Source organism: Streptomyces sp. NPDC028314, assembly GCF_055565795.1.
This window is the reverse complement of sequence record NZ_JBVHTP010000001.1, coordinates 234,194-245,822: the sequence shown is the minus strand read 5'-3', so window position 1 is coordinate 245,822 and position 11,629 is coordinate 234,194. Positions and strand designations below refer to the sequence as shown.

The following is an 11,629-nucleotide window of genomic DNA, read 5'->3' as shown; positions in this document are numbered from 1 at the left end:
CGCAGGTTACGGCCCGGACCTCGGTGTCGTGGAGGCGGATTCCATGGCGGCCTTGAGATTGGCCAGGGTGGTCCGGATGTTGCGGCGCTGGAACACGGCGAAGGTGTGGCCGCGGGTCGCGATCCTGTCGAAGGTGTTCGCGACGAAGTCGGGCCACGAGCGGCGGTCGTCGGTCCACGTCTCCGTCACCCGCGTGCCCTCCGGGACCGCCTCGAACCGGTACTCCCAGGTCGCGATGGGTCCCTTCAGCCGTGGCTGCTTGAGGCCTATCGCGTGGACCCGGAAGCGGAACAGCTCGTCCTGATCGGCTGCGGTCACGGTGCACCGGGTGGTCCAGCGGAAGGAACCCCGCCTGTTGTGGCCGTCGAAAACCGTCCCCACGCGGGCCGGGCCGGGCGCGCCGCCGAGGGTCGCGCCGAGGTTCTCGGGGCTCCAACGGCCCATGAGCGAGGGATCGCAGACGTGCCGGTAGACCGTCGACGGGGTGGCTTCGATGGTGATGCTGTCGGAGACGCTGAGCGTGCGGGCCATGGGACTCCCATCCTTGGAGGCCTGAGGTTACCGCCTGGTAGTAAGGATGGGCGAGGGGCCCCGGCGGCCCTCGGACGGGCGTCAACGCGTGCGGGCGCCGATGCGGGCGGTCAGCAGGGCGATGTCGTCGTCGGCCGAGGCCGGGATCAGCTGGGAGATCAGGGAGTCGCACAGCTGGTCCAGCGATTGCTGGGGGTGGGTGAGGAGGCGGATGAGTTCGGCGAGGCGTTCGTCGATGTCGCTGTCGCGGGATTCGATGAGGCCGTCGGTGTAGAGGACGAGGATGCTGCCGGGCGGCAGGGTGATGTCCGTGGTGGTGAACTCGACGCCGCCCACGCCCAGGGGGACACCGGGCGGCGTGGCCAGCAGGCGCACGGTGCCGTCCGGCAGTACCGCGGCCGGCGGCGGGTGGCCGGCGCGGGTGAGGGTGCACTGACCGGTGGCGGGGTCGCAGACGACGTACAGGAAGGTCGCGAGCATGGGTTCGGCCAGGTCCGCGAGGGTGGCTTCGAGCTGGTTCAGGAGCTCGGTGGGGGAGAGGCTCAGGCGCGCCAGGGCGCGCACGGTGGCGGACAGCCGTCCCATGACGGCGGCGGCGCCGGTGCCGTGTCCCATGACGTCCCCGATGAGGAGGGCGGCCTTGCCGTCGGCCAGGTGCACGACGTCGTACCAGTCGCCGCCGACCTCGTTGACGTCGCTGGCGGGCAGGTAGCGGTGGGCGATGGTGAGGCCGGCCGGCGGGGTGATGTGCTGGGGCAGCATGCTGCGCTGGAGGATGACCGCGGTCTCGTGCTCGCGGTGGTAGAGGCGTGCGTTGTCGATGCTGATCGCGGCGCGGGCGGTGAGTTCGCCTGCGAGGGTGACGTCATCGGAGCTGAAGGGGCCGATGGGGCGGGTGCGGTAGAAGGTGGCGAAGCCGATCACCATGTCCCGTGCGACGAGCGGGGCCATCATGAACGAGTGCACGCCCACGGCCAGGATTTCGGCCGGCTTGCTCGTGTGGCGGGCGGCGGGGGCGACGGACTGCTCGTCCAGATGGGGGATCAGGAAGGGCTGGCGGTCGGCGAGAGCCTGGGTGTACGGGGCGCCGAGCGGGAAGGTCAGGGTTCTGCCCAGCGGGGCGAGGAGTTCGGTGACGGGCGTGCCGGTCAGCGGGGCCTTGCCCACGCGCCGCAGGGCGACGCCCCCGGCGAGCCCGGGGCCGGGCTCGTCTCCGACGGCGAGGGTCTCCAGCACGTCGACGGACACGGCGTCGGCCAGGTACGGAACGGCCACACCGGCCAGTTCCTGGGCGGTGCGCTCCAGCTCGAGGCTGGAGCCGATCCGGACGCTGGCCTCGCTGAGCAGCGCGAGTCTGCGGCGGCCGGCCTCCGCCTCGGTGTGGGCGCGCTGCTGCTCGGTGATGTCCAGGAGCGAAGCGATGACGCCGATCGGCTGCCCGCTCGGGTCCTCCACGCGCACGTAGGAGCAGGACCACACCCGGTCGTGCTCGTGATCCGCCGGTGTCCGGCCCACCCGGCGGCGGTCCAGGACCGGGTGCCCGGTCGCCAGGACCTGCCGCATCGCGTCCTCCATCTCGCCCGCGTTGACCTCGGGCAGCACCTGCGCCAGGCGCCGGCCCAGGTGCGCGGACTCCGGCAGCCCGTTCATCGCCTCGAGAGCCGGGTTGACCTGGAGGAACCGCAGCTGGGTGTCGAGGACGGCGATCCCGACCGGCGAACGGGCGAACAGCCCGTCCCAGACGGCCGACGACCCCCGGATCCGGCGCGCCGCGTGCGCGTCGACGGCGAAGACGAGCACCGCCGAGGCGCGGTGCCACTGCCCGGACACGGGACAGGCCCAGATCTCCACCTCCAGGGGGTGCCCCTCGCGGTGCCACGCGGTCACCGTGCCCATGACCCCCCGCCCGTTCGCCGCGCTCTCCCACAGGGACCGGCCCAGGCTCCGGTCGGCCCCCGGGTGCAGCAGGTCCGAGATGTGCCGCCCCACGATCTGCGGCGGGGTGTACCCGAGGAGCTCCTGGGCCGCGCTGTTCCAGCGGACGATCGTCCCGTCGGCACCGGTGGCCAGCTGCGCCACCAGCAGGGTGCCCAGCCACCCGCCGGCGTCCTGAGCAGCCCCGCTGATCAGCTCACCGATCGGTACCTGCTCGTTCATCCGGCGCACGCTTCCTCTCGGACCGAACGGAGATCAGCACCCGGCTGGACACCTCCTCCTCGGATTCCACGATCCGATCATTTGGAGAAGTGCACAAATGCTGGCAGAGCCGGACCGCCGGGACCCGAGGGGAGCTGGTCCTGCCCTGTCGGCCGGCCCGTACCCCGCTCGCCGCGGCGACCGCCTCGGTCGCCGCGGCGCTGGACGCCCTGGCCGGCCCGGTGGAGGAGTCGGCCACCGGACCGGGGATTCCCCTGCGCCGGTCCGTACTGAACGCCGTGCGGGAGGCGTACGGCGCCGCGCCCGAAGCGGTGGTGGCCGGGACCGAGATCAAGGACGCCGTGGCGCGGCTGCGCGACAGCCCGCTGGCCATCACATACGTCCCGGAGCAGCACGGGAAGCCCATCGAGGCACTGGCCCACCAGTTGCGCCGCCTGGAGATCGTGTCCCAGCTCACCCCGGTCTCCGAGCTGCCTGGCTTTCCCGCGAGCCTGGAGGAGCTGCGCCGCGCCCGCAAACGCTCCGTCGAACTCCCCGGTCCCACCGGGCTGGAGCCGGCCCTGTCCACCGTCGGGGCGGCCCGGCGTCAGCGCGCCAAGGAACTGGAGCAGGCCGCCGCCCGGCAGCGGCGGGCCGGAGAGCTGCTCCAGAGCCACGGACAGCTGCGCTCGGCCATGGCCGAGCTGACCTGCCTCACCGGCGATGTCTTCCACGCCCTGACCCGGCAGCCGGCGGGCACGGTACCGCCGCCCGCCGCCCCCACCGACGAACTGCTCCGGCAGATCGGCTTCCACGGCAAGCTGGCCGCGACCAACCTGCGCCGCGCCCTGGAGACGCGGGCCGGTGGCGGGACACCGGTGGCGGCCGCCGATCCCGAACCGGCGCCCCAGTCGCCTTCGCTGGTGGCCGGGGTGTGCATCTGCGGCCCGACGACACCCTTCTTCGGGGTGGTGCTGCGGGGTGCGCCCACTGCCCCGACGGTGGCCGCCATGAAGGCTCTGCGGCTGAACTTCGAGGTCATGGCCGTGGAAATGACCAACGCCGAGTTCAATGTCGCGGTCAAGGAGATGCTTCCCCTGGCGAGGGAACTGGCGCAGGAGAAGCTGTGAGAGTCCGAGTGGGCCTCGGGCGGGTCCGGTGCTACCGCATCGCGAGCAGTGCCTCCTCCGCGGCGCGGCAGAGTTCCTCGTCGCCGAGGACGTCGCCACCGTAGCGGCGTTCCGAGGCGGTGACGGCGGTGAGCACGGGGGCGGCCGCGGCGGCCGGGCGGCCGATCGCGCCCAGGATCCTGACCGCCCGGACCACGAGCGGGGTGACTGCGTGGTCGGCGAGCGGGCGCAGCTCGGGCAGCAGGACCCTCACTGCGCTCTCGGCATCCCCGGTCAGCCGCCACCAGGCCCCGGCCGCGCCGACCCGCGTCCAGTCCCCGGGCGAGTCCAGCAGCGGCCGCAGGGCATCGGTGTACGGGGCCGCCAGCGGGCCCAGGTCAGCCAGGTGGCTCAGCACGGGACGGCCGAAGCCCGCCCGGGTGGCCGCGCCGACCAGACGCAGCGCGAGGTCCGGGTCGCCCGTTACGCGCCAGTGCGCCCAGGCCGCGGTCTGGGCGCCGTGCCAGCGCCGCGGCACGCGGTGGGTGCCGAGCTCGTCCCGCGGCGGGCGAAGGTCCCCGCGGGCGAGGCCGGCCAACAGCTCACCGGCGGCCCCCGCGGCCGGACCGATCCGCCCCAGCACCTCGGCCGCCCGTCGCGCGTGCGGGGTGTCGAGCAGCCGGACCAGCTCCGGGAGCGCGGGCGCGGCGGCCGGACCCCACCGGGCGAGGGTGCTGAGCACCGCGGGTACGCGGGACGCGGTGACCTCCGTGCCCAGGTGCACCCGAACGGCCGGCAGCAGCGCCTGCGCCCAGTCCACGGGCAGCGACTCGGGGAGCTTCCACAGGTGGGGGAGCTGCCCGAGGTACCAGGGCAGCGCACGAGGGTCAGCCGAGGCGATGAGCGCCCGCCCCGCGTCCTCCGCGGTCGAGTCCTCCCGGTCCAGGAACGGCGCCAGTCGGTCGGCGTAGGGCGCGAACGCGGCACCGCTCTTCACGAGGATGTCGCCTGCGGCGTAGGCGGCCCGGCCCTCTTGGCCGAGACCCGCGACCACCAGCTCCCACACCTCCGCCGGCGGGCGCCGCCATCGGCGAAGCCGCTCCCCGGCCGCCACGACCGCATCCCGGTCCGCGACCACGGCCGTGCCCGCCGTGTCCGCCGTGCCCGCCGAGCCTGCCGTGCCCGCCGTGCCCCCCGAGCCCGCCGTGCCACTCGCCGTCTCCCCGGCAGCCGGTCCGCGCAGTCCCCAGCGGACGTCGGCGGCGCCGGCCACGCCCGCCCCGGCGATCACCTCGCCGACCCTCACCCCCACCCCCTCGGAACGGCCCGCCGCACCCGTGGCCAGCAACGCCGACGCGGCGGCCAGCCGCACGTGCGCGACCGGATGCAGGAGCCACGGACGCAGCCATGCCTCGGGCTCGGCCGTACCGGTTCCTGCCAGGAGCGCGCCCGCCGCAAGCAGCTGCCGGCCCAAGGCGACCGGGTCGGTCTCCACGGCCGCCTGCCGCCTCAGCGCGTCCAGCACTTCGGGGTCGGCGGCACGGATCTCGGCGACCACCCGTGCCGCACACGAACGCACCGCGACGGCGGGATCGTCGAGCAGCGCTGCCGCCTTGGGCTGTCCGGCGGTCAGCACGGCCATCACACCGGGACCGTCCAGGCCCATCGCCCTCCGGTGCGCGGCCCACGCCTTCCTCGCCAAGAGGGTGAGGACCGCGGCCCGGCGCTGCTGGTCCATCCGGGGCAGCAGATCGAACAGGCAGGCCATGACGGGTTCGAGGAGCTCGGGGTCGTAGGACCACTGCAGTTTCGGCCCCAGCCGCGCCCATGAGAAAGCCTGTTGGCCCGGCGCAACCAGCCCGGACAGCAGGGCGGGTATCTCCTCGTGCCCCGCGGGCAGTTTTTCCACCAGGTGCCGGGCCGCATCCGTCGCGCGTTCGTCCATGATCCACACCCTACGGCCGTACGAGTGGCCCCGACCCACCGCGCCACCGTCGGCCGGATGAGCCGAACGGCCGAAGGCCACAGGTGCGCGGTGGCACGACGCATGATGCGCCCGCAGGCTGGAAGCCATGACTCCGCAGCAGCAGGGCCCTGCACCAGAGTCCCAGTCGGTCCTCAGCCCGCTCACCAGCGCGGCGCTGTTCCTGGTGGTGACGGTCGAACCCGGCGGTGAGCCGGTGGCCCGCGATCTGCTCGCCGACCTCAGCGGCCTCCAGCGCACGGTCGGCTTCCGGATGCCCTCTGCCCGGCTCGTCTGTACCACCAGCGTGGGTTCCGCGGTCTGGGACCGGCTGTTCAGCGGCCCGAAACCGGCCGAGCTGCATCCTTTCCGGGAGCTGCACGGCGGCCGGCACCATGCTCCGGCCACGCCGGGAGACCTGCTCTTCCACATCCGGGCCGAGGAGATGGGCGTCTGCTTCGAGCTGGCCTCCTTGATCATGAACCGGCTCGCAGGAGCCGCGAAGGTCGCCGACGAGGTGCACGGGTTCAAGTACTTCGACGAACGCGATCTCCTCGGCTTCGTCGACGGCACGGAGAACCCCACCGGACGGGCCGCCGAAGCGGCCGTGACCATCGGCGACGAGGACGCGGATTTCGCCGGCGGCAGCTACGTCATCGTGCAGAAGTACCTGCACGACCTCACCGCGTGGAACGCGCTCCCGGTCGAGGAGCAGGAGCGGGCGATCGGCCGTACCAAGCTGGCCAACGTGGAACTGGACGACGACGCCAACCCCGCCGACTCCCACGTCAGCATGACCACGCTCACCGAGCCCGACGGAACCCAGTTGCAGATCGTGCGGGACAACATGCCGTTCGGCAGCTTCGGGCGCGGCGAGTTCGGCACGTACTTCATCGGCTACTCCCGCACGCCCGCCGTGACGGAGCAGATGCTGCGGAACATGTTCCTCGGCGACCCGCCGGGCACCCACGACCGGATCCTGGATTTCTCCACCGCGGTCACCGGCACGCTCTTCTTCACCCCGGCCGCCGACTTCTTCGAGAACCTGCCCGAGCCGCCCGCTCCCGCCTCCGGGTGAGCGCCAGCGACGCACCATTGCCTCAGCGGGCGTTACGGCCGCCCCCGCCGGTATGAGTGCGGGGATGCGGGGCACACGGTCGGCACGGTCTCGAAGAGGGAGGGTCCATGCTGGCCATCGGAGCGGCAGTACTGTTTTTCATCGCGTTCGTGATCAATGCGGCGGGCATCGAAACCAACGACGTCCTGTCGTCGGTCAACATCATGCTCCTGGGACTGGCGGTGCTGGCCCTGCACCTGCAGGGCGTCGGCACGGGCACCGGCCGACGGGCGGGCTGGGGGCGCAGACGCTGACCGGCTCGCTCGCCTCGGGTTCACTCGTACGGACCTACGGCCCTGTTTCCGGAAAACCCTTCCCGGAGCAGGGCCGTGCCCGTGGGTGTGACGACCTCGCCACACAGCTCCGGCCGCCGGGAGGTTCCGGCAGCCGGAGTGACGCCGAGCGCGGTCAGCGGCCCGGAGCGCGGCGCCTTACGGCGCGGTGACCTCGCGCGTCAGCTGCGAGTGCCAGGGACACCAGGTCGACCTGGGCAGGAGCGCCCCGCCCACCTCGCTGAGGTGGTCGTTGACGTAGGAGATGTTCGCGTCGCACACCTCCATGGCCATGCCGAAGAACTTCACCGAGTCCGGGGCGAGCTGGAACTTCCAGGGCTGGTTGTACGAGGCGGGGGTCTTCACCACCGTGCCCATGACGCCGCGGTTCTCCGTGTCCACGCCGTTCAGGATGTCGCGGGCCTGCTGGATCCGCACGGAGTCGGTGAGCTTGAAGACGAACGTGTCCGTGCCGTCGGTGAATTCGAAGTAGGCCGCCGACGCGGTGGCGGAGCGCGTGTCCGCGCCGCCGTCCTGCGCCGCCTGGGCGGGCTGGGCTAACGCCACGGCGAACAGCGAGGCCGCCGCGAGACTGCCGGCCTTGGTGAGGGTGCGTCGCATTCCTGAAACCTCCGGTGTCTGTCGGGCCGCGTCCACGACCCGTCTGCAGCGACCGTATTCGGGAAGCTGACGAACTGGATGATTCACGGCCAAAGGTGCCCCAACGGACCCCCAGGAGTGCCCAAAAAACCTCTCGATTCCTCTCAACCCCTGCCCTTTGGGGCTCTTGCTCCGGGGCGCCTGACAGGGGCTGTCCGGTCGGGCATCCTGTCCGGTATGGAGCCGGAGGAGACCGACGCGGCGGAGCCGGATCACGCCCGGCCCCACAAGGAGCGGACCAGTTCCGCGAGAGCGCGGATCACCGTTGCCAGTGCCGTCAGCAGTTGGGCGCGATCACGCGCCGCCGTACCGTGCAGGGCCAGGTGAACGACCAGGACGGCCATCGCCGCTCCGACCAGCAGTCCGGCCACCGGAACCCACTCCACGCCACCCATACGGGCCTCCATCCGCTCCGTGTCGCGTCCCCGGCCGGGTGACCGGGGATGGATGCAGTCCACCCCGGCGGCGCGGGCACCCGGTACCCGGCCGGACGAGACCGGATCCGTGTGCGTACAGGCTGGTCAGGGCGGTGCCCGGGAGCGCCCCGACGGAGCCGTCCGGATGCCGCGGGACCGGAAGCCGCAGGACCGAGGAGGAGAGCGGAGCATGCACGACGAGGCGCAACTCGGCAGTGGACGCCGGTTCCTGATGGCGGAACTGAAGGCGTTGCGGGACGCGTCCGGCCTCTCGCAGACGGATGCGATCAGGAACGCCAACAAGCGCCTGCGCGCGAGCGAGGCTCTCAAGCCGCAAACGGTCAGCGACTGGCTGTCGGGAACCCCCGCCGCGAAGTTCGAGCAACTCTGGGCGCTCGTCGAGACGTTCCTCGTCGTCTGCGAGCACCGTCCGAGCCAGGCGGATCTCGACAAGAGGACCAAGGATCTCCGGGACTCGATACGCGCCTCCTCCCTCGCCGCGCGGAAGGCCGAGGCACAGACCGCGATCCGCGACCTCCAGAACGCCGCCGTGGAGTGGAGGGTCCGCGAGGCACGGTGGAAGGCCCTGTGGGAGGTCGCCCGCAGCGAAGCCGCCCCGGGGCCCGATCCGCGACTTGACTCGTACCTCAAAGCCGCCGCACGCGCCGCCGACCTCCACCCGTACCCCGGTCACGGAGATGACCACGCCCTGCCCCCGCTGGCCGAGGTCTACGTCCGGCGCAGCGCACAGGCGCAGCCCACGCACGGCCCGGCCCAGGCGGGCGGGCCGAGCCCCGCCCAGAGCCTCTTCGCGGGCGAGGAGCGCGTCCGGGTCCTCCTGGCCGGCGCGGGAGTCGGCAAGTCGACACTGCTGCGCCGCCACCTGGCCGACTCGGCCGACCACTGGCTGACCAGGAAGCGGAGCAGCCCGGCCATCACGGCGGTCCCCGTCCTGGTGCGCGCCGTCGACCTCGCCGGTGCCCCCGTGCTGGCGCAGGCGCTGGCGGCGGCCGTGACCGAGGAGCTCGGCCCCCTCGGGCTGCGCGAACCGCTCGCCGAGGACTTCTTCGTCCACCACCCGCGCCCTCAGGTGCCCTGGCTGGTGATGGTCGACGGCCTCGACGAGGTCCCCGACCACGCGACGCGCGTCGCCCTGCTGGACCGGCTGGCCCGCGAGGCGGCCCGGCAGCCTTCGGCGTACCGGTTCCTCGTGGCGACCCGCCCCCTGCCCGACCGGGAACTCGACCGGCTGGGCCCCGCAGCCACCTTCCCGCTGCAGCCGTTCACCACGGCCGAGCTGCGTACGTACGCCCAGGCGTGCTTCGGCCACCTGCCCGACCCCGCCGACCGCGTCCTGGAGTTCATGGCCGGCCTCAGGCGCTCCCGCCTGGACGGCCCGGCCCGCACTCCGCTGATGGCGGCCATGCTGTGCCGCCTCTACGCGGCCGACCCCGCCCGGCCGCTGCCCGAGGGCCGCAGCGGCGCCTACCGCTCCTTCGTGGAACTGCTCTACGAGCAGAACACCCACAAGAGCATCCGCGGCACCCATGCCGAGGCGATCCGCCTCCTGAAGGACCGCCACCAGCTGTCCCGGGACAACCAGGCAGCCGAACAGGCCGCACGACAGGTACGCGACCACCTGCCGGAGCTGATCGACCACCTCGCCCACGAAAGGATCAGCGGGAACACCGCCCCGGCCGTCGACATCCTGGCCCCGCACCTGCGCGCCCGGCGCCCCGACCGGGTCAGGGAAGCCCTCTGGAACGCCTTCCTGGGCGACCTCCTGCGCCCCACCGGGCTACTGGCCGAGCGCGCGGGCGACTTCGACTTCCTCCACCAGACCCTCCTCGAATACCACGCGGCCCGCCACGCGAACCGCGACGAACAGGCCCGCGTCCGGCTCCTCCACGACCTGTTCCCCCCGCACCCGGCGCACACCGCGGACGGCTGGAAGGCACCGGACCTGGACCCCTCCTACCTCGGGTTCCTCCTCGACGGGCTCCTCGCCCCTGGCGACCACATCGCGGCCGCGACCCTCCAGGCCCTGGAACGCCTCCTCACGCCGGGAGGGCACGCCGCCTACGTGTTCCTCGCCACCCAGATCGACCTGGCCACCGGTCTTCCTCCGGACACCACCGCACGCCTGCTCACCCGCTTCGTCCACGCCACCCTCGTCGACGACTACGCCCGTGTGGAGGCCGCCGGGATCCTGGCCCGCACGGACGGGCATCAGGCGAAGGGCATCGCACTGCTCGAGTCCTTCGCCGCCGACACCTTCCTGGAGGACCACCACCGCATCCACGCCGCCGGCATCCTGGGCGTGCTGGACGGGCACCGCGCGCAAGGCGCCGCGCTGCTCGCCGCCTTCGCCACCGACACCGCGTTCGCCCAGAGCCGCCTGGACGCCGCGAGCGATCTCGCCTCGCTGGACGGGTACCGGGCGCAAGGCGCCGCACTGCTGGCCGCCTCGGCCGAGGACCCCGCCCTCGACTACTGGGCCCGCACCGATGCCGCCACGGGGCTGGCCGACATGGCGGGGTACCGGGCGCAAGGCGCCGCACTGCTGGCCGCCTTCACCGGCGACCCCACCCTCGACGCGTTCCACCGCATGCGGGCCGCCCGGGCACTGGCCAGGCTGGACGGGTACCAGGAACAGGCCGCCGGGCCGCTCGCCGCCCTCAGCGCCGATCCCACCTTGGCCGCCCCCCACCGCGTCGCGGCAGCCGGCGTTCTCGGCGGGCTGGACGGGCACCGGGCTCAAGGCGCGGGAATGCTGGTCGCCTTCGCCACCGATCCCGACCTGGAGAACTATTCCCGAGTGACGGCGGCCGAGGCGCTGTGCGAACTCGGTGACGAACGCGCCGCTGCGCTGCTCACCGACTTCGCCGAGGACCCTTTCCTCGACGGACGTCACCGGATCCTGGCCTCCGACGCCCTGGCCGGGCTGGAGGGACACCGGGCGCGCGGTGCCGCGGTACTCGCCGCCCTCGCGGCTGATCCCGCTCTCGACGACGCCGACCGGGTGACGGCCGCTCAGGACCTGGCAGACGCGGTGACGACCGGGGAATCATCCGAGCTGCTGGGGTGGCGGGAGGAGGCCGCCGCCCTGCTGGCCGCCCTCGCGGTCGATCCCGCCCTCGGTGACGACGCCCGGGTGAGGGCCGCGTGGAACCTGGCCAGACTCGATGACGAACGCGCCGCCGCGCTCCTCGTGGCCTTCGTCGGCAACACCGGCCTCCGGGGATACCAGCGCGTAGAGGCCGCGACGGCCCTGGCCCTCATGGCCGGCCATCGGGAGGAAGGCGTCGCACTGCTCGCGTCCTTCGCCGACGACCCCGAGAGCGACATCTGCAGGGAGGCGGCCGAAGCCCTGACCGACCTCAGCCATGGATGACAGCCGGGCCGGCCAGGGGCGCCGGGCCTGA

General features: G+C 72.9%; 9 protein-coding genes. 4 read left to right on the top strand and 5 right to left on the bottom strand.

The genetic code is table 11. From position 1 onward, the window contains the following. Positions 1–6 precede the first annotated feature (6 nt). Complete coding sequence (locus ACZ4TG_RS01170; protein ID WP_468159214.1) at positions 7–531, bottom strand: SRPBCC family protein; 525 nt, start codon at positions 529–531, stop codon at positions 7–9. Positions 532–612: 81 nt separating this feature from the next. Beyond that, positions 613–2,688, bottom strand: a complete 2,076-nt coding sequence (locus ACZ4TG_RS01165; protein ID WP_468159213.1) for a SpoIIE family protein phosphatase — start codon at positions 2,686–2,688, stop codon at positions 613–615. Positions 2,689–2,777: 89 nt separating this feature from the next. On the opposite strand from ACZ4TG_RS01165, the gene ACZ4TG_RS01160 reads away from it, so the two are divergent. Continuing rightward, positions 2,778–3,797 (top strand): hypothetical protein, encoded by a 1,020-nt coding sequence (locus ACZ4TG_RS01160; RefSeq protein WP_468159212.1) that lies wholly within the window; start codon positions 2,778–2,780, stop codon positions 3,795–3,797. Between the two features lie 31 nt (positions 3,798–3,828). Here the strand turns inward: ACZ4TG_RS01160 and ACZ4TG_RS01155 are convergent, their stop codons facing one another. Next, entirely contained in the window at positions 3,829–5,721 is a 1,893-nt protein-coding gene (locus ACZ4TG_RS01155; RefSeq protein ID WP_468159211.1) for a hypothetical protein, read from the bottom strand. A gap of 127 nt (positions 5,722–5,848) precedes the next feature. Between ACZ4TG_RS01155 and ACZ4TG_RS01150 the strand changes: the two genes are divergently transcribed. Together ACZ4TG_RS01150 and ACZ4TG_RS01145 are read left to right on the top strand one after the other, a co-directional pair. After that, on the top strand, positions 5,849–6,817 hold the full coding sequence (locus ACZ4TG_RS01150) for a Dyp-type peroxidase (protein ID WP_468159210.1): 969 nt from the start codon (positions 5,849–5,851) through the stop codon (positions 6,815–6,817). Between the two features lie 107 nt (positions 6,818–6,924). Then, on the top strand, positions 6,925–7,110 hold the full coding sequence (locus ACZ4TG_RS01145) for a hypothetical protein (protein WP_468159209.1): 186 nt from the start codon (positions 6,925–6,927) through the stop codon (positions 7,108–7,110). 177 nt (positions 7,111–7,287) lie between these two features. Here the strand turns inward: ACZ4TG_RS01145 and ACZ4TG_RS01140 are convergent, their stop codons facing one another. After that, a complete protein-coding gene (locus ACZ4TG_RS01140) occupies positions 7,288–7,749 on the bottom strand; it encodes a BP74-related protein (RefSeq protein WP_468159208.1) in 462 nt (153 codons plus the stop codon). Between the two features lie 251 nt (positions 7,750–8,000). After that, complete coding sequence (locus tag ACZ4TG_RS01135; RefSeq protein WP_468159207.1) at positions 8,001–8,183, bottom strand: hypothetical protein; 183 nt, start codon at positions 8,181–8,183, stop codon at positions 8,001–8,003. A gap of 211 nt (positions 8,184–8,394) precedes the next feature. Between ACZ4TG_RS01135 and ACZ4TG_RS01130 the strand changes: the two genes are divergently transcribed. Continuing rightward, complete coding sequence (locus ACZ4TG_RS01130) at positions 8,395–11,598, top strand: NACHT domain-containing protein (protein ID WP_468159206.1); 3,204 nt, start codon at positions 8,395–8,397, stop codon at positions 11,596–11,598. The last annotated feature ends 31 nt before the right edge of the window (positions 11,599–11,629 follow it).

Coding starts and splice junctions, on each gene's coding strand:
- ACZ4TG_RS01130 (WP_468159206.1), top strand. CDS start 8,395: ATGCACGACGAGGCGCAACTCGGCAGTGGACGCCGGTTCCTGATGGCG.
- ACZ4TG_RS01150 (WP_468159210.1), top strand. CDS start 5,849: ATGACTCCGCAGCAGCAGGGCCCTGCACCAGAGTCCCAGTCGGTCCTC.
- ACZ4TG_RS01140 (WP_468159208.1), bottom strand. CDS start 7,749: ATGCGACGCACCCTCACCAAGGCCGGCAGTCTCGCGGCGGCCTCGCTG.
- ACZ4TG_RS01155 (WP_468159211.1), bottom strand. CDS start 5,721: ATGGACGAACGCGCGACGGATGCGGCCCGGCACCTGGTGGAAAAACTG.
- ACZ4TG_RS01135 (WP_468159207.1), bottom strand. CDS start 8,183: ATGGGTGGCGTGGAGTGGGTTCCGGTGGCCGGACTGCTGGTCGGAGCG.
- ACZ4TG_RS01165 (WP_468159213.1), bottom strand. CDS start 2,688: ATGAACGAGCAGGTACCGATCGGTGAGCTGATCAGCGGGGCTGCTCAG.
- ACZ4TG_RS01145 (WP_468159209.1), top strand. CDS start 6,925: ATGCTGGCCATCGGAGCGGCAGTACTGTTTTTCATCGCGTTCGTGATC.
- ACZ4TG_RS01170 (WP_468159214.1), bottom strand. CDS start 531: ATGGCCCGCACGCTCAGCGTCTCCGACAGCATCACCATCGAAGCCACC.